The sequence below is a fragment of the Flavobacterium weaverense genome (genome assembly GCF_003688495.1).
Classification (GTDB): domain Bacteria; phylum Bacteroidota; class Bacteroidia; order Flavobacteriales; family Flavobacteriaceae; genus Flavobacterium; species Flavobacterium weaverense.
This window is the reverse complement of the sequence record NZ_REFH01000007.1, coordinates 53,874-78,231: the sequence shown is the minus strand read 5'-3', so window position 1 is coordinate 78,231 and position 24,358 is coordinate 53,874. Positions and strand designations below refer to the sequence as shown.

The window sequence follows — 24,358 nt, the reverse complement described above, 5'->3', positions numbered from 1 at the left end:
ACGCTCCATTTTATTAGAAGTTACGAAAACGTAATAGTGTTGAAAACTTTCTATAATATTTCGGTTTTAACCAATATAATTACCAATTATGAAATAAATTTTTATCTTTATTACGAAATAAATTTTTACGCCAAGCACCATGAAAAGGAAAGTTACTCTTAAACAAATCGCAAAAGAATTAGACGTTTCCATTTCAACGGTTTCTAAGTCACTTCGTAATAGTCCAGAAATAGGTGAAGAGACAAGGCAGAAGGTTCAGGCTTTTGCCAAATTCTATAATTACAAGCCCAACAACATCGCATTAAGCCTTAAAAACAGGAAAACAAAAACTATTGGTATTATAATTCCAGAGATAGTACATCATTTCTTTTCTACTGTAATCAACGGAATTGAGCAAGTAGCTAATGAAAATGGTTATAGTGTCATCATTTGTCTTTCTGACGATTCTTTTGACAAGGAAGTTTTAAACATGGAGATGCTTGCAAATGGAAGTATCGATGGTTTTATCATGTCACTATCTAAGGAAACGCAGTTCAAAGGCGATTTTCACCATATTACTGAAGTTATTAATCAAGGAATGCCAGTGGTGCTGTTTGATAGAGTGACTAATGAAATTCTATGTGACAAAGTAATCATTGATGACAAAGCCGCAGCTTATGAGGCAGTACAAAGCTTGATTGATAAAGGACGTAAAAAAATCGCATTAGTAACTACCGTTGATTATGTAAGTGTTGGCAAACTTCGCACAGACGGTTACATAAAAGCATTACTTGACAACGACATCGCTTTTGACGAGAAATTAATTATTAAGATTGAAGATATCGATACCTGCGAAATTACAATAGCTCAACTGCTGGAAGACAAAGCCATAGACGCTGTATTTGCTGTTAACGAACTATTTGCTGTGACTATTATTAAAACCGCCAACAAAATAGGACTGAACGTACCAAAAGACTTAGCTGTAATTGCATTCACCGATGGTATAATTTCTAAGTACTCCACTCCCACTATAACAACGGTCAGTCAAAGTGGTATAAAAATGGGAAACAAAGCTGCCCGAATGTTAATTGATAGATTAGAACAGGAAGAGGATCAAGAAAACGAAAACTATACAACAGAAGTAATTGAAACTCATTTAATTGAAAGAGAGTCTACTGTATAGATAAACTACAAACTAATAGTTTTAAAACACAAAGAGATTACTATTAATCCATTCGATAAATGATTTTTATATAATTATTTTCCTACTTTAATTTTCACTACAACCTTGTAGTGAAAAAAGTCTGGTGTAATTCATATCTAAAAAATCGGAAATTAAAATATCTTTTTATATTTACGATTCAAAACATTGACTTTTACTTCGAAAAATAAGGCAAGTTTTGATAAGCATAGCGCTTATCGTATTAATTTTAAATTACGATAATGGAAAAGCGTACGTTAAGTTTCTGGCAAATTTGGAACATGAGTTTCGGTTTTCTAGGAATACAAATGGGTTTTGCATTGCAAAACTCAAATGTCAGCAGAATTTTTCAAACTCTCGGCGCTAATATTGACGACATACCTATTTTGTGGGTCGCAGCACCGTTAACTGGTTTGATTATTCAACCAATCATTGGTTATTTTTCAGATAGAACGTGGAACAAATTGGGTCGTAGAAAACCCTACTTTTTAATTGGAGCTATTTTAGCTTCAGCTGCGTTATTCATAATGCCAAATTCACCGGTATTGTGGTTTGCCGCTGGAATGCTTTGGATTATGGATGCTTCCATTAATGTTTCAATGGAACCTTTCAGAGCATTTGTTGGAGATAATTTACCTGAAAAGCAGCGCACCGCAGGTTTTGCCATGCAAAGCTTCTTTATTGGTATTGGTGCTTACTTTGCTTCAAAATTACCTTTGATTTTTACCTATTACGGTGTGCAGAACACGGCGCCTTTAGGTATTATTCCAGACTCGGTGAAATGCTCATTCTATTTAGGTGGAATAGTGTTTTTTTTAACCGTGTTATGGACTGTACTCCGCTCAAAAGAGTATTCTCCAGAAGAATTAGCTGCTTTTGAAAAGCACAATGAAAATGCGTATGTAAAAGAAGAACATTCTACAGATTGGTTTACAAATAATGCAAAATCTCATCTTTCTAAAGGAATGCTTTTTATCGTTATCAGTTTAATATTTTCATTTGCCATCTATCACTACGATCTAAAAAAAGATCTCTATGTTTTATCAATAGGACTATTAGGTGTTGGTGGAATAGCAATGCTAATCTCTGGAATATTGCAAAAGGGAAATCGCACGAGCAATGGATTTGTAACGATAATGAATGATTTTCAGTTTATGCCAAAAATCATGAAGCAATTAGCGTGGGTACAATTTTTCTCTTGGTTTGCATTATTTTCGATGTGGATTTATACCACTCTAGCGGTTACACAGCATATTTATCGCACCACTGACACTACATCACTTGCTTATAATACGGGAGCAAATCAAGTAGGTGAAATGTTTGCTAATTACAATTTGATTGCGGCAATTGCATCTTTTCTACTACCCGTTCTAGCTAAATACACTAGCGCAAAATTTACGCACTTCGTCGCTTTAGTTTGCGGTGGACTTGGGCTAATTTCGATTTACTTTATTAAAGAACCGACCACTTTTACAATGGAATGGCTACCAATGATAGGTGTTGGAATTGCTTGGGCTAGTATTTTATCTATTCCTTATGCGATGTTATCAGGATCACTCCCTTCCAATAAAATGGGTTATTACATGGGAGTTTTTAACTTCTTTATCGTAATTCCACAATTAGTTGCTGCTTCAATATTAGGTTTTCTAATCGCTACTTTTTTTAATAGCGAACCTATTTATGCGCTTTTAATTGGCGGCGTTTCAATGATTATCGCAGGCGTACTTGCACTAACTATTTCTGAAAACTCTAAAATCACAGTAAATGGATAACAAAGCATTCATATTCGATTTAGACGGAGTAATTGTTGATACCGCTAAATATCATTTTTTAGCTTGGAAAAAAATTGCAAATCAATTAGGAATAGAATTTACAGAGGAAAACAACGAGCTTTTAAAAGGAGTTAGTCGCATTCGCTCTCTCGATATTATTTTAGAATTAGGAAATAAAGCAGCCTCGCAAGAAGATAAAGATAAATGGTTGACTCAAAAAAACGAAGATTACCTATCTCAATTAGTTGATATGGATCATAGAGAAATTCTTCCTGGTGTTTTTGATGTCTTACAATTTTTAAAGAGTAATAAACAACCTATAGCGTTAGGATCAGCAAGTAAAAATGCTAGACCTATTCTTGAAAAAACAGGAATTCTATCTTATTTTGATGCAATTGTTGACGGAAATGACGTGACTAATGCGAAGCCAGATCCCGAAGTTTTTTTAATCGCTGCTAAACTTCTAAACGTAAAATCAGAAAATGCTATTGTATTTGAAGACTCAGTTGCAGGAATTCAAGCGGCAAACATTGCAAATATGATAAGCATCGGTATTGGAGATAAAAATATTTTGCACGAAGCAAAATATGTTTTTGACAATTTTACAGCTATCAGCGAACACTTTTTAAAAGGATTATAGCCCCGAAACTTTTAAACGCAAGACTAATTAAGAACTATAATTAGCGCCTCACTTTACATAACTTTTAATATTTTGTAAAAGCAAGCAATTTTAAACGATAAAACAAATGAATCAGAATTATATAAAACCAGATAATTGGTGCATCATCGAAGAAGGATTTGACAAAGAACGCGTCAAATCATCTGAAAGCTTGTTTAGCATTGGCAACGGTGCCATGGGACAACGCGCTAATTTTGAAGAAACGTATACCGGAGAATCGTTTCAAGGAAGTTACATTGCCGGAATTTACTATCCAGATAAAACTAAAGTAGGATGGTGGAAAAATGGCTATCCTGAATATTTCGCAAAGGTGTTGAATGCACCAAATTGGATTGGAATAGATGTCGAAATAAACGGAGAAAAATTAGATTTAAATACGTGTTCTTCTATTAAGAATTTCAAACGTGTTTTGAACATGAGAGATGGTTTATACACTCGGTCTTTTGAAGCTACTCTAAGAAATGGTACCGAAATTTCAGTAAAAGTTTGTCGGTTTCTTTCCCTTACTTTAGATGAGGTTGGTTTGATAAATTATGAGATTACTCCACTTAATAAGGATTCAAAAATAGTTTTTAAACCGTACATCGATGCAGGTGTCACTAATGAAGACGCAAACTGGGAAGAAAAATTCTGGGAACCTTTAGAGGTTAAAAAATCAGTAAATCAAGCTTTTGTAACTGCTCAAACTTTTAAAACGCATTTTAAAGTAACCACTTTTATGCAAAATACCATTTTATCAAATGGTGAAAAAACTGCTATTTCTCCTTCTAATATTGACGCTAATAATACCAAAATACAGTTTAGTTACGATGTGATTGTGGCTCAAGGCCAAAAATCATCAATACAGAAAATAGGAGGCTACACTGTTTCATTAAATCATGAAAACACACAAAGTGCTGCCGAAAAAGTGATTCAGTCCACTTTAGCGATAGGATACAATAAAATGTTACAAGACCAAATTGACTCTTGGGTAAAAATTTGGGAAATGTCAGATATTACAATCGAAGGTGATATCAAAGCGCAGCAAGGAATTCGTTTTAATATTTTTCAGTTGAACCAAACCTATTTAGGAAAAGATTCTCGCTTAAATATTGGTCCAAAAGGTTTTACTGGTGAAAAATATGGAGGTTCCACTTATTGGGACACCGAAGCGTACTGCATACCATTTTACATGGCTACCAAAGACCAAGAAGTTGCTCGAAACTTACTGACGTATCGCTACAATCAGTTGGAGAAAGCAATTGAAAATGCTACCAAATTAGGTTTTTCTAATGGTGCAGCTTTATATCCGATGGTTACAATGAATGGCGAAGAATGTCACAATGAATGGGAAATAACATTTGAAGAAATTCATAGAAATGGCGCAATTGCATTTGCTATTTATAATTTCTACCGATACACTGGTGATTACAGTTACATTCCTGAAAAAGGATTAGAAGTGCTAATATCAATTGCTCGTTTTTGGCATCAGAGAGCGAATTTTTCGACCGATAAAAATCAGTATGTAATTCTGGGAGTAACAGGACCTAACGAATACGAAAACAACGTTAACAATAATTTTTACACTAACTATATAGCAAAATGGTGTCTTGAATATACTTACGACCAAATCAAAAAAGTATCTATTGAATACCCTTTAGACCATAAAAGAATTACCGAAAAAGTAAAAATAACGGATTCAGAATTACAATCTTGGAAAAAAGTTTCAGACAATATGTACTTTCCGTTTTCAGAAGAGTATAATGTATATTTACAGCAAGACGGTTTTCTAGACAAAGAATTAGTTCAGGTAGCTGACTTGGATAAAAGTCAAAGACCAATCAATCAAAAATGGTCATGGGATCGAATTTTACGTTCTCCATATATTAAACAAGCTGATGTATTGCAATGTTTCTATTTCTTTGAAGATCATTTTACAAAAGAAGAGTTGAAAAATAATTTTGAGTTTTATGAATCTTTTACTGTTCATGAAAGTTCACTTTCACCTTGTGTTCATGCCATACAAGCTTCTTTGCTAGACAAAATGGATATGGCATATACTTTTTATTTACGAACTTCAAGATTAGATCTTGACGACTACAATAAAGAAGTAGAGGAAGGATGTCACATTACTTCTATGGCTGGAACTTGGATGAGTATAGTGGAAGGTTTTGGAGGAATGAGAGTAAAAGATAATAAACTTCATTTTTCTCCAAAAATCCCGAAAGAATGGCAAGCCTACTCGTTCAAAATTAATTTCAGAAATCAAATTTTAAAAGTAGCCGTCACACAAAGTGGAACAAGCTTTTCTATAAATGGAGATAGTGACTTGGAAATCGTAGTGAACGGAAAGCCAATTGTAGCTACAAAAATTGAAAATGATTAAATAATGACCTATAATTTTTTTAAAATAAAAACTATGCACAACTTACTTCTTACAGCAATACTATTTTTTGCAATTTGCAGCAACACTAACGCGCAAAAACTCAAATCACCAGAAGGAAATTTTACAATGGAATTTTCTTTACTGCAAGATGGAACTCCCACATATAACTTAAAATATAAAAACAAGGAAGTTATTAAACCTAGTAAGTTAGGACTCGAATTAAAAAATGACAAAAAATCACTGCTAAATGATTTTGTAATTGTAGATAGTAAAACCTCAACTTTTGACGAAACCTGGCAGCCAGTTTGGGGTGAAGTTAATAAAATACGCAACCACTATAATGAGCTTGCAGTTACTTTAAATCAAAAAGAGACCGATAGAACCGTTATAATTCGCTTTCGATTATTTGCCGATGGATTGGGTTTCCGTTATGAATTTCCAACTCAAAAAAATCTTACTTATTTTATAATTAAGGAAGAGAAAACGCAATTTGCAATGGCAGGTGATCACAACGCTTTTTGGATTCCAGGCGATTATGACACACAAGAGTACGATTATACTGAATCTAAACTTTCTGAAATTAGAGGATTATCTGAAAAAGCGTATACAGAAAATGTTTCACAAACATCTTTTTCAACTACAGGAGTGCAAACTTCTTTAATGATGAAATCAGCAGATGGATTGTACATCAACTTGCACGAAGCAGCTTTAATTAATTATTCGTGTATGCATTTGAATTTAGATGATAAAACTATGATTTTCGAATCTTGGTTAACACCAGATGCAAACGGTGACAAAGGAAATATGCAAGCTCCCAATCATTCACCATGGCGAACTGTAATTGTAAGCGATGATGCACGACAAATTTTAGATTCTAAAATGACTCTAAACTTAAACGATCCTTGTAAAATTGAAGATACTTCATGGATTAAACCTGTGAAATACATTGGCGTATGGTGGGAAATGATTACTGGAAAAAGCTCTTGGGCATATACAAATGAACTTCCGTCTATCCAACTTGGCGTTACTGATTACACAAAAGTAAAACCAAATAAAACGCATGCGGCTAATACAGCGCACGTGAAAGAATATATTGATTTTGCTTCAAAGCACGGTTTTGATGCAGTTTTAGTTGAAGGATGGAATGAAGGATGGGAAGACTGGTTTGGAAATTCAAAGGATTATGTTTTTGATTTTGTAACACCATATCCAGATTTCGATGTAAAAGGAATTCACGCTTACGCCAAATCAAAAAACGTAAAAATGATTATGCATCATGAAACTTCTGGGTCTGTTCGTAATTATGAACGTCACATGGATAAAGCTTATCAATTTATGAATGACAATGGATATGACGCTGTAAAAAGTGGTTATGTTGGCGCAATTTTGCCAAACGGTGAAAATCATTACAATCAATGGGTAGTCAATCACTATCAATATGCGCTTGAAAAAGCAGCTGATTATAAAATTATGGTTAACGCACACGAAGCAGTTCGTCCAACAGGAATTTCAAGAACGTATCCGAACTTAATAGGAAATGAATCTGCGAGAGGAACTGAATACCAATCTTTTGGGGGTTCAAAAGCGAACCATGTAACAATCTTGCCTTTCACACGATTAATTGGAGGCCCAATGGATTATACTCCTGGTATTTTCGAAATGGATATCAGTAAATTAAATCCTGATAATAAATCACATGTAAATAGCACTATTGCAAATCAATTAGCGCTTTATGTAACAATGTACAGCCCATTACAAATGGCAGCCGATTTAATTGAACATTACGATCGATTTCCAGATGCTTTTCAATTCATCAAAGATGTTGCTATTGACTGGGATGAGAGTAAATACCTAGAAGCTGAACCTGGCGACTATATTACTGTTGCCCGAAAAGCAAAAGGTAAAAGCAACTGGTTTGTAGGGAATGTCAATGGAAATAATAGTCGTACTTCAAAAATCAATTTTGATTTCTTAGAAAAAGGCAAAAATTATACTGCCACTATTTACGCTGATGCTAAAGACGCGCATTTCAAAACTAATCCACAAGCCTACACTATCAAAAAAATAAAAGTTACTAATAAGACAAAATTGTCTCAACTTTCAGCTCCTGGTGGCGGTTATGCAATAAGTATCATTGAGAATAAATAAAGGAAATAATACAACTAATGATTGTAAAGATCATTAGTTGTATTTCTCATTACTCTTTTAAATTTTCATGTAAACTGCGGTACCAAATCGCTCTTAATTAAAAGTAATAAAAATGAATAAATATTCAATTGCTCTTTTATTAGTTATATTGACAATCTCAACAAGTTGTAACAGTTCAAAAAAGATGACAGATCAAAACCAAAAATCTATTAAAACTCCATTTGTTTGGGAAGCAGCCACTGTTTACTTCCTTTTAACGGATCGTTTTTATAATGGAGATACTTCAAATGACCTCAACTTTAACAGAACTAAAAAAACGGGCAAACTTCGTGGTTTTGAAGGTGGGGATATTAAAGGAATTATAAAGAAAATCGACGAAGGATATTTTGATAAATTAGGAATCAACGCAATCTGGTTTACACCAATAGTAGAACAAATCCATGATGGCGTTGATGAAGGAACGGGCATGAGCTATGGTTATCACGGTTACTGGACAAGGGACTGGACAAGTTTAGATCCCAACTTTGGAACTAAAGAAGATTTAGCAGAATTAGTTCAAAAAGCACATTCAAATGGAATCCGCATTATACTTGACGCTGTGATCAATCACACTGGACCTGTTACTGCTCAAGATAGCGTTTGGCCAAATGAGTGGGTTAGAACAGGACCTGCTTGCGATTATAAATCCTTTGAAAGTACTACCGCTTGCACACTAGTAGCAAACCTTCCAGATATTAAAACTGAGAACAATCAAGATGTTGCTTTACCACCGTTCTTAATAGAAAAATGGAAAAAAGAAGGTCGCTACGAACAAGAAATCAAAGAACTAGATGCTTTTTTTGCTAGAACAAATTATCCTAGAGCACCAAAATATTATATCATCAAATGGTTAACTGACTATATTTCAGAGTATGGAATTGATGGTTATCGAGCTGATACGGTAAAACATACTGAAGCAAATGTTTGGGCTGATTTTAAAAACCAATGCGATTACGCATTCGCAACTTGGAAGAAAAACAATCCTACTAAAGTATTAGATAACAATTCTTTTTTTACAGTTGCAGAGGTTTATAATTACGGAATTGGTGGTGGTCAAGAATTTGATTTTGGAGATAAAAAAGTAAACTATTTCAAAAATGGTTTTAATAGTATGATCAATTTTGAATTCAAATACGACTCAGAAAAGGACTATGAATTTATATTTTCTAAATATTCGGAGAAATTAAACAATGAATTTAAAGGTCTCAGCGTATTAAACTATTTATCGTCTCACGATGATGGAAGCCCATTTGATGCTAAGCGCGAGAGAAGTAAAGAAACAGCAACTAAATTGCTGCTTTCTCCAGGACAATCTCAAGTATATTATGGTGACGAAAGTGCAAGATCATTAATAATTGACGGAACTGAAGGAGATGCTACCTTACGATCTTTTATGAATTGGGAACAAATCCAAACAAATCCTGAAACTCAAGCAACTTTGCTCCATTGGCAAAAATTAGGACAGTTTAGAAAAAATCATCCCGCGATTGGCGCAGGAATACACCAGCAGATTGCTTCATTTCCATATACTTTTTCGAGAATTTTTTCTAAAGATGATTTTAAAGATAAAGTAATCGTAGGTTTAGATTTACCTATTGGAGTTAAAGAAATTACTGTTGGCACCATTTTCGAAAATGGAACTACTTTGCATGACACCTACTCTGATAAGGAAGTTGTGGTGCAAGATGGTATAATAGCTATCGATACCCCATTTGACATTGTTTTACTAGAATTTAGAAGTAAGTAAAACTAAACTAGTTTGAAATAGTACAATTCAGGAACGTCTTTAGAAATAAAGGCGTTTTTTTTATTTCTATCTTTGCCAAAAATAATTTCGAATGCTTAAAATAGGACATCGTGGCGCAAAAGGCTCTGAGCCTGAAAATACGCTAATTTCATTCCAGAAAGCATTAGATATGGAAGTAGATGGAATTGAATTAGATGTGCATCTAAGCAGTGACGGTGAGATCATTGTAATTCACGACGAAACCGTAGACCGCACTACAAATGGAACTGGCTTAGTAAACGCATTATCTTGTCGAGAACTAAAAGCTTTAAGAATTAATGAGGAGCATCAGGTTTCAACTTTAAGAGAAGTTTTTGAGTTGGTGAACCAAAACTGTTTTATGAACATCGAATTAAAAACTTACGAAACGGCAGATAAAGTAGTTGAATTAATTGAAGAACATGTTTCAGAAAAAAACTGGAATTACAGCCATTTTTTAATTTCGAGTTTTGATTGGAATGCCTTGCAGCAAGTTCGGTTTTTGAGTGATGAAATTCAGCTTGGTGTTTTAACAGAAACCGATTTAGACTTGGCTTTCGCTTTCGCTAAATTTATTAAGGCAAAATCCATTCATCCGCATTTTCATTTGTTAAATAAAGAGAATGTTTTGAAAATTCAGGAAAAAGGAATTCAAGTTTTTCCATGGACAGTGAATGAAGTAGAGGATATTGCAAAAATAAAAGGATATAACGTAAACGGAATCATTAGTGATTTCCCAAATAGAATATGAATACAAATTTTAATAACAGTTCGGCATCACTAATTGATAATTTAATTTTAAACCAGTAAGTTAGTTAAGTTAATTAAGCAATGATGTATGTAGCTTTTTATAAATGGCTCGAAGTGTTTTTATTAGCGAATATGTATTGAACCTAGTTGGACGATAAGTATTACCTCTCCCAATGATAAATTAAAAATTAATAGGATTAAGTAGTTTTAAGCTTTTCTTTCTAGATAAAGATTTAATTTTAAACCATAAAGTAATTTAAGATAATAAAGCAGCAATCTAAATAGTTTCGATTATGACAAAAAAAGAAATAACTCAATTATCATACGAAATCATAGGTTACGCAATAAAAGTTCATAAAAAGCTAGGTCCCGGTTTGTTAGAAAAGATTTATGAAGAGTGTTTAAAATATGAGTTAGAGAGAAATGGATATAATGTAAAGCAGCAATTAAATGTAGAAGTTGAGTACTATGATATACAATTAGTGAATCCGCTACGGCTAGATTTATTAGTTAATGATTGTATTATTGTCGAGTTAAAAACAGTTGAAAAATTTCACCCAATTGACGAAGCCAAATTATTGACTTATATGAAACTAATGAGTGTTCCACAAGGATTGCTAATTAATTTTAATACTACTAACATTTCAAAATCATGCAAACCTTTGGTTAACGAATATTTTCAGAGGCTAGCAGACGAATAAAATTAATAAATATTAGCGCTATTTATGTTTAAAAAATGAGTGTGATTTTGACAAACACAAATTTAGCCAAAACTTAAAAATTTTAAAAAACCAAAAATTTTCAATGCTACCGTACGACTAAACTTAACAAAACTTAATTCTCTTAATGGTTTAAAAAAAGTAGCGTTTTGTGAAAATTACAAATATAAAAAACCTTAACTCCCTTAATGGTTAAAAAAAAATGAATTCAAATTTTGACATAATAATAGTAGGTGGTGGTGCAGCAGGTTTCTTTTCAGCAATTAATATTGTAGAGAAAAATCCAAAACTAAAAGTCGCTATTCTAGAACGTGGTAATGAAGTATTACAAAAAGTTCGGATTTCTGGTGGAGGAAGATGCAATGTGACACATGCTTGTTTTGAACCAAATGAATTGGTAAAGTTTTATCCCCGCGGCGAAAAAGAATTGCGAGGTCCTTTTTATCAATTTTGTTCTGGAGATACTATTGAATGGTTTGAAAAACACGGCGTAGAATTAAAAATTGAAGCAGATGGACGCATGTTTCCCGTTTCTAACTCGTCTCAAACTATTATAGATTGTTTTCTTCTAGCCACTCAAAAACTAGGCATTGCGGTTCTAACTGCTCAAAGCGTTCAGTCTATTTTCAAACAAGAAAAGCATTGGAAAATAGAAACTCAAACAGAAAATTACATTACTGAAAAATTAATCTTAGCGACGGGAAGTAATCCAAAAATTTGGGAAATGTTGCAAAATTATGGACACGCAGTTGTGAGCCCTGTTCCTTCTCTATTTACTTTCAATATCAAAGATTCTAGAATAATAGAATTGCCAGGAGTTGCTACTTATGCAACTGTAAAAGTTAAAGATACTAAACTAACGTCGTCAGGACCTTTGCTAATTACACATTGGGGAATGAGTGGACCGGCAATCTTAAAACTATCCGCTTGGGGAGCAAGAATCTTGCACGACAAGAATTATCAATTTACAATTTTCGTTAATTGGCTAAATGATTTCGAAAAAGAAGAAGTGGAGAAGAAATTAAAGGACTTAAAACAAGAACATGCTAAGAAAGCGGTTTCTAAAAAATCTCCCTTTGAGTTAACTAATAGACTTTGGGAAAGTTTAGTGCTTGCCTCGGGAATTGAATCTGAAACGAAATGGGCTGATTTGTCTAAAATTCAATTAACAAATTTAGTAAATCAGTTAATTAATGGAAACTTTCAAGTAAATGGTAAAAGTACTTTCAAAGAAGAATTTGTAACTGCAGGCGGAATTGATTTAAAGGAAATCAATTTCAAAACTATGGAAAGCAAACTGCATGAAAATCTATACTTCGCTGGCGAAATTGTGAATATTGATGCGATTACTGGTGGTTTTAATTTCCAAAATGCTTGGACGAGTGGCTTTATTGTGGCTAATGCGGTTTAAACATACATTAAAAATAGTGTTTAAAAATCATCTTAGTTAATAGTTAAAATAAAAAACTATAAATAATAAAACTAGCAGAAAATCACCTTATTATAAAATCACAAAGCGAAACAATAACAGATTGAAAGTTTTCGTAAATTTGTAAAAAACAGATTATGACAACGATAACATTGAAAATAAATGAGAACACTAAAAAAGGAAAGGCATTTCTAGAAATGGCTCGTGTGTTTTTTGAAAATTCTACAGAAATTATACTTATCGAAGAAGAGGATAACAGTCATTACAATCCTGATTTTGTCGCTAAAATTAAAAAGGCAAGTGCCGAAAAAGGCCGTGAAATGATCAATGCTGAAAATTTATGGGAAAGTATCGAGTAATCATTAAATCAACTGCCGAAAAAGATTTATCAAAACATAAAAAAGCGGGAAGTATATCATCTATAAAAAAAATACTGAAAATCCTGTCAGAGCTACAAGAACATCCTCGTTCTGGAACTGGAAATCCTGAAGAATTAAAATATGAGTTAAAAGGTTTTTGGTCTAGAAGAATTAATAGTAAAGACAGAATAATCTATGAAATTCAAGAAGATATAGTGACCGTTTATGTTTTATCTGCAATGGGTCATTACGATTAAACTGAAAAATATTTCCCATCCTCAAAAAAAATAAAAATCTGTTTTCAAAAGAAACTATATCCAACTTTTTCCTATTCTTTACCAGATAATAAAAATTACAATTAACGACAATTTAAGTATTTATTATATTTTACTTTAGATAACTTAAATACATTTACTTTCAATTAAGTACGATTATATGAAAGTAAAATTACTCGTTGCCTTATTTTTTCTATTCCTATATTCTGGTTATTCTCAGTCAGAGAAGTTGATTAGCGGAAAAATAACATCTGAGAATTTTACATTACAAAGTGTCGATGTTATTAATAAAAACACTCAGAAAAGTACAACAACTAATGATCAAGGACTATTTTCAATAGATTCAAAATTGGGCGACACATTAATTTTTTACAAAAAAGATTATTTTTTAAAAGAAATAAAACTGACTATAAATAACTTTTTAAACAGTTTAATTTCAGTTCAATTGACTAAAAGAGCTGAGGAATTAGACGAAGTTATTATTAAAAAAGCAGTGGCAATTGACTGGAAGCTTGACACTAATTACGAAAAAATTAAGAGAGACGAACTGGCTGCTGATAAAGCGGAAAGACGACTCAAAAATACAAGAATCGATGATTTAACCATTGATAAAGGACTTGATATTGCTCGAATTGGAAAAACCTTATTTAATCTTTTAGTAAAAGAAAGGCCAACTGAAAAAGTAATCGAAGTTAATTTTAAAGAAGTCGCTTTAAACATTTGCGAAGAAAAATTTTTTACACAAACGTTGCAATTAAAGCCAAGCGAAATAGAACTTTTTCTACAATTTTGTGATGCTGATCCTAGATCAAAATCGGTTTTAAAAGAAGTAAACGTTCTATCAATGATGGATTTCTTAATGACTAAAAATAAAGAATTTAAAAAATTATAAATCTTCCATTAATCTCTAGTCGCTAAACAATGTAAATTACGCGCTAAAATCTATCCTTTATTCAGCCACCAAATACTAGCATTCAAAACAGCAGCAAAACTTACCCAAGCAATGTATGGCAAGAACAAATAGCCTGCAATTTTATTGATTTTGCTAAATTGAACATACGTTTCATAAATCATCAACCACAAAACAATAATTTCTAAACCAGCTAGCATAGGATTGTGCAGTCCAAAAAATAAATACGACCACAGTGCATTTAAACCTAATTGTATTACAAAAAAGATTAGCGCTTTTTTGACTGCTTCTTTTTGAAATTCTATTTTATTCCACACTAAACCTGCAGCAACTCCCATCATAATGTAAAGAGCACTCCAAACTGGTGCAAAAATCCAATTTGGTGGATTAAAACTTGGTTTTATCAATGTTGGATACCAATCTGTAATAGCAGATCTCGTCACGATTCCTGAAAAATAACCGATAACAAGGCAACCAACTACAATAGATAAAATTCTGGTAACATTATTCATTTTGAGATGTATTAAGATCCACAAATTTACGAAAAAACAAATCTATATCTGCAACAAATAAAAAAGGACGATTCCAAAACTTCCAGGTAGCGTTTTCAAAATAAATAAAAACTCTCTGCATTATATTTATATGCTAGAAAAGGAGAAACGCGACAATTTAGTTCAAAAAATTTCATGATTTACCGCTTCAAAAAATCTCTAAATCTAAAGTCAAAAATAGAGTATCTTTGCACAAATTTTATCAATCATGTTTACAGCAAAGGATTTTATTCCATCAAACTATACGAATACTGTTGAAAGTGGCAACTTCCAGTGGAGTGCTCCTAGCAATATCGCTCTAGTAAAGTATTGGGGTAAAAAAGACAATCAGATTCCTGCAAATCCATCGGTAAGTTTTACACTCAATAATTGTAAAACTGTTACTAAATTGGCTTTCGCCAAAAAAGAAAGTTCAATTTCGCTTAATGCGACATCAAATGATTTTTCGTTTGATTTACTTTTTGAAGGTAAACCTAAAAAAGAATTTAAACCTAAAATTCAGAAATTCTTAGAGCGAATTGAGATTTACTTGCCTTTCATTAAAGACTACCATTTTACTATTGATACTGAAAATACGTTTCCTCATAGTTCAGGAATTGCATCTTCAGCTTCAGGGATGGCAGCTTTAGCAATGAACTTGATGCGTTTAGAAAAAGAATTAAATCCAGCAATCACGGATGATTATTTTTTCCAGAAGGCATCTATGCTTGCTCGTTTGGGTTCCGGAAGCGCTTGCCGAAGTATAAAAGGAGAAATAGTAGTTTGGGGAAATCAACAAAACATTCCTGGAAGTTCTGATTTATTTGGAGTAGAATTTCCACACGCCGTTCATGATAATTTTAAAAATTTTCAAGACACTATTTTATTAGTTGATAAAGGCGAAAAACAAGTTTCTAGCACCGTTGGTCATGAATTAATGCACAATCATCCATTTGCTGAACAACGATTTGCACAGGCTCATGAAAATTTAGATAAATTGATTGAAATTTTTGAAAACGGAAATCTAAAAGAATTTATCAAAGTTGTAGAAAGTGAAGCCTTGACTTTACACGCAATGATGATGACTTCGATGCCGTATTTTATATTGATGAAACCAAATACATTAGAAATCATAAACGCTATTTGGAAGTTTAGAACTGAGACTAAAATACCTGTTTGCTTTACATTAGATGCGGGAGCAAATGTGCATGTTTTGTACCCAAATAAAGACAAAGGAATCGTATTGCAATTTATTCAGGACGAATTAGTTGGCTTTTGCCAAAATGGTCAGTACATTTGTGACGAAATTGGACAAGGTGCGGTTGAGAATTAGAAATTTTTCAATACCTTTATTTTTCAATATTAGATTATGGATATTCAATTACAGAAATTAGAATTGATAAAGTTGGTAGTAGATACTAATGACCAAACCATAATCGATGCTTTACAGACGATTTTTGACAAGAAGAAGGAAGAAGCTTGGAGGAAATTATCGCCTGAACAACAAGCAGCAATAAACATCGAAATACAAAAAGAAAATCAAGCTGATACAGCTGATTTTTAAAATATATAAAACCAGATTAACAATCCCAAGTTGCTAATTACCTACCTCATATGAAAGGACCTTTATTTTATTCTAAAATATTACTCTTTGGAGAATACGGAATTATCCGTGATTCAAAGGGTTTGTCAATTCCTTATAATTTCTATAATGGTGCTTTGAAAAAAGAGGACAACCCATCTGAAGAAGCTGTAAAATCAAACGGTCACTTAAAACGTTTTGTAATTTATTTACAAAATTTACAAAAAGAACAACCAGAGTTAGTGAATTTTGACTTAATCACTTTAAATGATGATGTTGAAACGGGCATGTACTTTGACTCTAGTATTCCTCAAGGATACGGTGTAGGAAGTAGTGGTGCTCTTGTAGCAGCTATCTATGATAAGTATGCTCAAAATAAAATCACAGTTTTAGAGAATTTAACTCGCGAAAAATTACTACAATTAAAAAATATATTTTCTCAGATGGAAAGTTTTTTCCATGGGAAAAGTTCAGGATTAGATCCTTTAAATAGCTATTTAAGTATTCCTATTTTAATCAATTCTAAAGATAATATTGAAGCAACTGGAATTCCAACCCAAAGTTTTGATGGTAAAGGAGCTGTGTTTTTGTTAGATTCAGGAATTGTAGGTGAGACTGCTCCAATGGTAAATATTTTCATGGAAAATCTAAAAGACAAAGGTTTTCGTGCAATGTTGAAAAACCAATTCGTGAAACATACTGACGCTTGTGTAGAAAACTTTTTAGGTGGAGATATGAAATCGCTGTTCATGAATACTAAAAAATTATCAAAAGTCGTATTGAACAATTTCAAACCAATGATTCCAGAACAATTTCATGGGATTTGGCAAAAAGGAATCGACAGCAATGATTATTATTTAAAGTTATGTGGATCAGGTGGTGGCGGCTATATATTAGGTTTTACTGAAGATTTAGAAAAAGCTAGATTATCTTTAAGCGACTATAAGTTGGAAGTTGTTTACCAATTTTAGTAACGCTGATTGCTTAATTCACGAATCACTAGACTTCAAAAAATAGTAGTTTAATAACTAACAGATAAAAAACTTAGCACCTTTGTGGCTTTGTGGGTAAAAAGATGTTTCAATGAACAGAAAGGACAAACTTCTTATAATGAAAATTGCAAGTTTGTTCTCTGTGGTTAGAGGCTACAACATTCCAATAATTATCTTAGCGCAGTATCTTTCTGCCATATTTATTCTTGCTCCTGAAAAGAGAGCATTAGACATTCTACTGGATTTCAATTTATTTATACTTGTTTTCGCTTCATCATTGACCATAGCTTCTGGCTACATCATTAATAATTTTTACGATAGTCAAAAAGACCTAATAAACCGACCTCATAAATCGATGCTCGATCGATTAGTGAGTCAAAAAACGAAGTTGAGTGTGTACTTTACGCTTAATTTCATCGTAGCCTTAATGGCTCTATTTGTTTCTTGGCGTGTATTTTTATTCTTTTCTGGATATATATTTTTCATTTGGTTTTATTCTCATAAAATAAAAAAATACCCAATCATAGGAAACTTGATGGCAGCTTTGTTAGCTGTTTTACCGTTTTTTGCTATTCTACTTTATTTTTACACGCGCATACCGTTTGAAGATATTGAAAATTATAAAAGACAACTTGCAGTTATTTTTTCGCATGCTTCATTCCTATTCGTACTGCTACTTATTCGCGAAATGATTAAAGATTTAGAAAATCTAAAAGGAGATTTAGCAAACGGCTATAAGACAATTCCGATTGTATACGGAGAGCGAATTTCGAAAGTAATTATAACAGTTTTAACGGTTCTAATTATTTTACCCGTTTATGTTTTAATCGAAATTTCAGATGTAGGATTTATGGATATCTACTTTTATTCCTGTCTTATTATATTGATATTCTTTTTGTTATACTTGTGGAAATCAGATAGTAAATCACAATTCCTATTACTACATAATGTATTGAAATTTTTAATTGTAGCTGGGGTATTTTGTATTGTGTTGATAGATCCAAGCGTGTTATGGCATGGAAAAAGAATGCTGCTGACGATTTAAATACTGTCAATTAATACCTCTAAAATATTAAATCTTATAATTTCAGGAAGATTTTTACTGTAAAACTCCCCTAGCCCTGATTGCAACGGCATCCTTTTTCTTGAGGCTTTTTTACCGAAAGAAAAAGATATAGTGAAAAGCAGGAAGCAGCTCCAAAAAATTAAACTCAAATTATTAATTGACTTATTAGCTAGATAGTTACCTATTTATATTCCTCAAGTATTGATTGTCAATTATATAAATACTACCTTTGCGCAAATTAAGGAATACTATGAATAATAAGCAAGGCAACAATAAAGGAAGTGGCCCAAGAGCAAATAGCTCAAGACCAAGTTCTAACAAGCCAAAACCTGCGATGCAAAAACGGGCACAAGGGCCAAAAAAGGATAAACCAAATACTAAGGTTGCAGAAGTTGTTACTGATAAAGTGGAGAAAAAACCGAATCAAGCACCTAAGAGACCAAAAGTAAAAGACGAAATTCGTTTGAATAAATACATAGCTAATTCTGGCGCTTGTTCGCGTCGTGATGCAGATATTTACATTACATCCGGAACTGTAAAAGTAAACGGAATTCCAGTTACAGAAATGGGATATATGGTAAAACCAGGCGATGTAGTAAACTTTGATGGAGCTACATTGACTCCAGAGAAAAAAGTATACATTCTTTTAAACAAGCCAAAAAACTTTACAACTGCGATGGACGAAGGTCAAGAATATCGCAATGTATTAGAATTAGTTAAAGGTTCGACTACTGCAAAAATAGGTGCAATAGGAAGAATGGACAAGAATACGACTGGTTTGTTATTGTTCACAAACGACACAGATATGATTCGTAAGTTTACTTTACCTAGTCAGAAATCATCTAAAATATACCAAGTTTCCTTAGATAAAAACTTGAAATATGAAGATTTAGAAAAAATAAATAAAGGTTTAACTCTTGATGGACATCGCGTTTTTGTAGAAGACGTAAGTTATATTGATGGTGAAGCTAAAAGTGAAATAGGTTTACAATTGCGTTCTTCGAACGTAAAGGTAGTTCGTAGCATCTTTGAACATTTTGATTATGATGTTTTAAGAATTGACCGAGTATCTTTTGCTGGATTGACAAAGAAAAACTTACCAAGAGGAAACTGGAGGTTACTTACTGATCAAGAAATTATTAATTTGAAGAACGTATAATACGAACTGAAAATTAGAAAAAAACGAAAATCCCTTCCGTTATGCGGAATGGGATTTTTTATTTTAACGCCAATCTAAATTATATGACACCTGAAAAATTACAGTCGATTGCTTTTAAATGGTTTGAGACTTTCAATAATAAAGAACTAGAAAAATTATTGTCTTTGTACGATGATGACGCTGTACATTTTAGTCCTAAATTGAAAATTTACAAGCCAGAATCTGAAGGATTTGTAACTGGTAAACAAGAATTGAGAGCATGGTGGAAAGATGCCTTTGAGCGCTTACCGAGTTTGAATTACAAAGTAAAATCGCTAACTGCAAATGGAGATCGCGTTTTTATGGAGTATACAAGAACTGTTGTAGGAGAACAAGATTTACTTGTCGCTGAAGTCTTAGATGTAAGAGACGGAAAGATAATCGCCTCTAGAGTATATCACGGATAATAATTACAATACAAATAAAACAAGAAACCCTACATCATAAAATTTTGATGTAGGGTTTCTTGTTTATAGAATAGATTTTATATTATCCTCTTACCTTTTTCAAAGTCTCTTGCTTTTTCTCTAATCCGCGCTTTCTTAATAACGGCTCGATACTTGGCTCTGCTCCTCTAAAACGTTTGTATAAAACCATAGGATCTTCTGTACCTCCTTTTTCCAATACGTTCTCACGGAATGACTTCGCTTTCTCTGGATTAAACAAATTAGTTGTTTTAAATGCTTCAAATGCATCTGTATCTAAAACTCCAGACCATATATAACTGTAATATCCTGAAGAATATCCACCAGCGAAGACATGGTTGAAATAAGTGCTTCGGTATCTTGGAATAATTGCATCAATTAAACCTATTTTTTTCATTGTTGCTTTTTCAAAAGCATTTGCATCAATTATTATATCTTTAGTTTGCGAATGGTATTCTAAATCTAATAATGAAGCTGCTAAATATTCAGTAGTCGTGAAACCTTGATCAAAAGTACCTGCGTTTTGCAATTTAGTAATTAAACTTTCTGGAATTACCGTTCCCGTTTTATAATGCTTTGCATACATTTTTAGTACTTCTGGCTCAGCAGCCCAATTTTCCATAATTTGAGATGGTAACTCCACAAAATCTCTTGGCACACTTGTTCCTGCGAGACTTTTATAAGTTACATTAGATAACAATCCGTGTAATGCATGTCCGAATTCATGGAAAAACGTAGTTACCTCATCAAAAGTTAGTAAAGCAGGAGCATTAGCTGAAGGTTTCGTGAAATTACATACAATTGAAACCACAGGAGCTACTCTTTTTCCATCTACTGTTTCCTGAGTTCTGTACGACGTCATCCAAGCACCACCGCGCTTAGAATCACGCGGATGAAAATCCATATAGATAATTCCGATATGACTTCCATCTGCTTCTTTTACTTCCCACACTGACGCATCTTGATGATATTTAGGTACGTTATTCAATTCTGTAAATGTTACTCCATATAACTTTTGTGTTACTTGAAAAACACCGTTTCTTACATTTTCTAAACTAAAGAAAGGTTTTAACTCCTCTTCGTCTAAATTAAAACGCTGCTTTCTAATTTTTTCTGTGTAGTATCTCCAGTCATACGGTTGAACAGGACCTTTTATTCCGTCCTTACCCATCATATTTTTAATATCTATAGCTTCTTGCTTTGCAATTTCTAATGCTGGCTTCCACAAATCATTCAATAGTTTATTAACATTTTCAGGAGTTTTAGCCATAGATTCTTCTAACACATAATCAGAATGTGATTTGAATCCCAATAAACGTGCTCTCTGTCCGCGCAAATTTGCTAATTGAATTACGTTTTCTTTGTTATCAGTTTCGTCATCATGATTTGCTCGAGTTTGGTAAGCATTCCAAATTTCTTGACGTAATTTTCGATTTGCACTATATTGTAAAAATGGCATTACACTAGAATTAGAAAGTGTAAATACCCATTTTCCTTCTTTTCCTTTACTTTTAGCGTCAACAGCAGCGGCATCAATTAAACCCTGAGGCAGGCCTTTTAATTCTTTCTTGTCTGAAATCACTAACTCATATTTGTTAGTTTCTGCCAATAAATTTTGACCATACTTCAAACTTAATAATGAAAGGTCGCCATTGATTTTACGTAAAACTCCTTTATCAGATTCTGACAGATTGGCTCCACTTCGAACAAAGTTTTTATAGGAGTTGTCAAGAATTTTTGCTTGTTCTAAATTTAAGCCGAGCGTTTCTTTTTTGTCCCAAAGCGCTTTTACTCTCGCAAACAACTTCTCATTTAAATAAATATTATCTCGGTGAGCAGATAGATTTGGTGCAACTTCTTTAGCAATATTTTGAATTTCTTTATTGGTATTCGCTGAATTCAAATTGGAAAAAACTACGTTTACATTTGACAATAATTTACCTGCGTTTTCCATAGCAAAAATTGTATTCTCAAAAGTAGCTACCGTATTAGAATTTGCAATTGCTTTAATTTCTGCATCATGCTTATTAATTCCTTCTAAAATAGCAGGTTTAAAATGTTCGTTTTTGATCAAATCAAACGGAGGGACATTAAAAGGAGTATTGTAGGGCTGAAAAAACGGGTTTGCTCCGCTCTCTTCTTTTTTTTCTTGGGCTTCAACTGTCAGCATATTTCCGATAACTAGAAGAATAAAAAAGGATTTTTTTCTCATTTTGGTAAATTAATTTAGGTAGTAAACATAAATGAATTGAGTGTAAAATAGAAGTAACAATCAATCATTAACTAAAATTTAAGAAAAACAGAGCGCTTCTTTCCAAACCTATTACTGATAACGATATTAAAACTAAAAAAAAAGAATAAATTAGCTGAATCTATCAATATAATTAACTCATGAAAAAAATAACTGTTCTTTTATTCACAGTAACTATCTCGTTAATGCTGTTCAATTGTAAATCTGAAGAAAAAAAAGATGATTTTAGTACTATAACGCAGAATTACTTCAACGAAAAAAACCAATTTGATCCTTTGGCAGCGACCCAAAATGGTCAAAACGAATATAATGACCAACTGCAGTTTGAAATGACAGATGGTTATAGAAAATTACAATCTGACTTTTTTGATAAGTATGAATCTGCAATGCAGAAAATTGCTCCTGAAGATTTAAATGCAGAAGAAAAAAACAGCTATGAAATTATTAAATGGGAAGTTCAAATAGGTAAAGCGCTACTTCAACAGCCTACAAATTTAATTCCTTTACATCAGTTCTGGGGAACGCATTTAACCATGGGACAATTTGCTGGAGGAACCAGTGCGCAACCTTTTACAACTGAAAAAGATTACACTAACTTTTTGTCTCGAATGGACAAATATGCGATATGGATCGATTCGGCTATGGTTTACATGAAAAAAGGATTAGATAAAGGTATCGTCTTGCCTAAAGCTTTAACACTAAAATTGATTCCTCAGTTTACAGAAATGGCAACTCCAGCAGTAGATGACAATTTGTTCTACTCTTCGATAAAGTTAATGCCCGCTTCATTTCCTGAAAGTATGAAGGAAAATTTAACTGCAAAATACACTGCTACAATAAATACTAAATTGATTCCTCGATATAAAAAAATGGCAGATTTCTTAACGAAAGAATATCTTCCGGCCTCCAGAAAAACAAGCGGTATAGGAAGTTTAGCTTTTGGAAAGGATTTATACGCTATTTATGTAAAACAGTGGACTACTACTGAAATGACTCCAGAACAAATTCACGAATTGGGTTTAAAAGAAGTGGCGCGCTTAAACGCAGAAATGGAGAAAGTGAAAGAGCAAGTTGGCTTTAAAGGCACATTATTACAATTCTTTGACGAGGTTAGAAATAAAAAAGAACTTAAACCTTTCACACAACCAGAACAAGTTATCGCGAATTTTGATAGTATTTATAGTCGCATCAAGCCTAATGTCGACAAATTATTTTCATTACAACCAAAAACTAAATTCGAAATTAGAAGAACGGAAGCTTTTAGAGAAAAAACAGCTAGCGCTGAATACAATCAAGGGGCAGCGGATGGTTCTCGTCCGGGTATTTTTTACGTCCCAATTCCTGATGTAAAAAATTATAATACGTATGGAGATGAAGATTTGTTTTTACACGAAGCAATTCCTGGTCATCATTTCCAAATCTCTTTGCAACAAGAGAACAGTAGCCTTCCTGATTTTAGAAAATTCAATTGGTTTGGCGCTTATGGCGAAGGATGGGCTTTGTATACTGAAAGCTTAGGAAAAGAACTTGGATTGTATCAGGATCCATATCAATACTTTGGAATGCTAAGTAATGAAATGCACAGAGCGATCCGTTTAGTTGTAGATACAGGATTACATTCAAAAGGATGGACAAGAGAACAAGCAATAAAATATTCGTTAGAAAACGAAGCCGAGAGTGAAGCAAGTATCATTCCAGAAATTGAACGCTATATGGCAATACCTGGCCAAGCGCTATCTTACAAAATTGGTCAGCTAAAAATTATAGAACTTCGTAAAAAAGCAGAAGCTAAAATGGGTAAAAAGTTTGACATTAAAACATTCCACGAAAAAGTATTAGAATCTGGAGTAATGCCTTTAGCATTATTAGAAAAGAAAATTAATATGTGGATTGAAAGGAGATAATCTCTAAGATTTAGGTATAA

Annotated in this window: 21 protein-coding genes; 19 read left to right on the top strand and 2 right to left on the bottom strand. The window is 32.9% G+C overall.

Going from position 1 to position 24,358, the window contains the following annotated elements:
• The first annotated feature begins 139 nt into the window (after nt 1-139).
• The 12 genes from BC961_RS00360 to BC961_RS00305 all read left to right on the top strand — a co-directional run bounded on the left by BC961_RS00360 (nt 140) and on the right by BC961_RS00305 (nt 14,372).
• The gene (locus BC961_RS00360; RefSeq protein ID WP_121923883.1) at nt 140-1,162 is read left to right on the top strand and encodes a LacI family DNA-binding transcriptional regulator; all 1,023 of its coding nucleotides are present in this window, start codon (nt 140-142) and stop codon (nt 1,160-1,162) included.
• Between the two features lie 260 nt (nt 1,163-1,422).
• A complete protein-coding gene (locus BC961_RS00355) occupies nt 1,423-2,952 on the top strand; it encodes an MFS transporter (RefSeq protein ID WP_121923882.1) in 1,530 nt (509 codons plus the stop codon).
• The gene (gene pgmB / locus BC961_RS00350) at nt 2,945-3,592 is read left to right on the top strand and encodes a beta-phosphoglucomutase (protein ID WP_121923881.1); all 648 of its coding nucleotides are present in this window, start codon (nt 2,945-2,947) and stop codon (nt 3,590-3,592) included. Before BC961_RS00355 ends, pgmB begins: the two co-directional genes overlap by 8 nt.
• A 106-nt stretch (nt 3,593-3,698) precedes the next feature.
• Complete coding sequence (locus tag BC961_RS00345; RefSeq protein WP_121923880.1) at nt 3,699-5,996, top strand: glycoside hydrolase family 65 protein; 2,298 nt, start codon at nt 3,699-3,701, stop codon at nt 5,994-5,996.
• 33 nt (nt 5,997-6,029) lie between these two features.
• Nucleotides 6,030-8,144, top strand: coding sequence for a glycoside hydrolase family 97 protein (locus BC961_RS00340; protein WP_121924487.1), 2,115 nt, complete (start codon nt 6,030-6,032; stop codon nt 8,142-8,144).
• 112 nt (nt 8,145-8,256) lie between these two features.
• Complete coding sequence (locus BC961_RS00335; protein WP_121923879.1) at nt 8,257-9,930, top strand: alpha-amylase family glycosyl hydrolase; 1,674 nt, start codon at nt 8,257-8,259, stop codon at nt 9,928-9,930.
• A 91-nt stretch (nt 9,931-10,021) separates the two neighbouring features.
• The gene (locus BC961_RS00330; RefSeq protein WP_121923878.1) at nt 10,022-10,699 is read left to right on the top strand and encodes a glycerophosphodiester phosphodiesterase; all 678 of its coding nucleotides are present in this window, start codon (nt 10,022-10,024) and stop codon (nt 10,697-10,699) included.
• A gap of 292 nt (nt 10,700-10,991) precedes the next feature.
• Nucleotides 10,992-11,399, top strand: coding sequence for a GxxExxY protein (locus BC961_RS00325; RefSeq protein ID WP_121923877.1), 408 nt, complete (start codon nt 10,992-10,994; stop codon nt 11,397-11,399).
• A 220-nt stretch (nt 11,400-11,619) separates the two neighbouring features.
• Nucleotides 11,620-12,828 (top strand): BaiN/RdsA family NAD(P)/FAD-dependent oxidoreductase, encoded by a 1,209-nt coding sequence (locus tag BC961_RS00320; protein WP_121923876.1) that lies wholly within the window; start codon nt 11,620-11,622, stop codon nt 12,826-12,828.
• Nucleotides 12,829-12,983: 155 nt separating this feature from the next.
• Complete coding sequence (locus BC961_RS00315) at nt 12,984-13,205, top strand: DUF2683 family protein (protein ID WP_121923875.1); 222 nt, start codon at nt 12,984-12,986, stop codon at nt 13,203-13,205.
• The gene (locus tag BC961_RS00310) at nt 13,187-13,462 is read left to right on the top strand and encodes a Txe/YoeB family addiction module toxin (protein WP_121923874.1); all 276 of its coding nucleotides are present in this window, start codon (nt 13,187-13,189) and stop codon (nt 13,460-13,462) included. Before BC961_RS00315 ends, BC961_RS00310 begins: the two co-directional genes overlap by 19 nt.
• Before the next feature lie 178 nt (nt 13,463-13,640).
• Nucleotides 13,641-14,372, top strand: a complete 732-nt coding sequence (locus BC961_RS00305) for a carboxypeptidase-like regulatory domain-containing protein (RefSeq protein WP_121923873.1) — start codon at nt 13,641-13,643, stop codon at nt 14,370-14,372.
• Nucleotides 14,373-14,422: 50 nt separating this feature from the next.
• Here BC961_RS00305 and BC961_RS00300 read toward each other — a convergent pair whose 3' ends face one another.
• The gene (locus tag BC961_RS00300; protein WP_121923872.1) at nt 14,423-14,902 is read right to left on the bottom strand and encodes a TspO/MBR family protein; all 480 of its coding nucleotides are present in this window, start codon (nt 14,900-14,902) and stop codon (nt 14,423-14,425) included.
• Nucleotides 14,903-15,149: 247 nt separating this feature from the next.
• On the opposite strand from BC961_RS00300, the gene BC961_RS00295 reads away from it, so the two are divergent.
• The 6 genes from BC961_RS00295 (at nt 15,150) to BC961_RS00270 (ending at nt 20,165) form a co-directional block, all read left to right on the top strand.
• Nucleotides 15,150-16,253 (top strand): diphosphomevalonate/mevalonate 3,5-bisphosphate decarboxylase family protein, encoded by a 1,104-nt coding sequence (locus BC961_RS00295; protein ID WP_121923871.1) that lies wholly within the window; start codon nt 15,150-15,152, stop codon nt 16,251-16,253.
• 36 nt (nt 16,254-16,289) lie between these two features.
• Complete coding sequence (locus BC961_RS00290) at nt 16,290-16,484, top strand: hypothetical protein (protein ID WP_121923870.1); 195 nt, start codon at nt 16,290-16,292, stop codon at nt 16,482-16,484.
• A 50-nt stretch (nt 16,485-16,534) separates the two neighbouring features.
• On the top strand, nt 16,535-17,473 hold the full coding sequence (locus BC961_RS00285; RefSeq protein WP_121923869.1) for a mevalonate kinase family protein: 939 nt from the start codon (nt 16,535-16,537) through the stop codon (nt 17,471-17,473).
• 112 nt (nt 17,474-17,585) lie between these two features.
• Entirely contained in the window at nt 17,586-18,539 is a 954-nt protein-coding gene (locus tag BC961_RS00280) for a geranylgeranylglycerol-phosphate geranylgeranyltransferase (RefSeq protein ID WP_121923868.1), read from the top strand.
• A 271-nt stretch (nt 18,540-18,810) separates the two neighbouring features.
• A complete protein-coding gene (locus BC961_RS00275) occupies nt 18,811-19,719 on the top strand; it encodes a pseudouridine synthase (protein ID WP_121923867.1) in 909 nt (302 codons plus the stop codon).
• 83 nt (nt 19,720-19,802) lie between these two features.
• The gene (locus tag BC961_RS00270; RefSeq protein WP_121923866.1) at nt 19,803-20,165 is read left to right on the top strand and encodes a nuclear transport factor 2 family protein; all 363 of its coding nucleotides are present in this window, start codon (nt 19,803-19,805) and stop codon (nt 20,163-20,165) included.
• Nucleotides 20,166-20,247: 82 nt separating this feature from the next.
• Here BC961_RS00270 and BC961_RS00265 read toward each other — a convergent pair whose 3' ends face one another.
• On the bottom strand, nt 20,248-22,395 hold the full coding sequence (locus tag BC961_RS00265) for a M3 family metallopeptidase (protein WP_121923865.1): 2,148 nt from the start codon (nt 22,393-22,395) through the stop codon (nt 20,248-20,250).
• A 179-nt stretch (nt 22,396-22,574) separates the two neighbouring features.
• On the opposite strand from BC961_RS00265, the gene BC961_RS00260 reads away from it, so the two are divergent.
• Nucleotides 22,575-24,338: a DUF885 domain-containing protein gene (locus BC961_RS00260; protein ID WP_121923864.1), complete on the top strand. Its 1,764-nt coding sequence runs from the start codon at nt 22,575-22,577 to the stop codon at nt 24,336-24,338.
• Nucleotides 24,339-24,358: the final 20 nt, after the last annotated feature.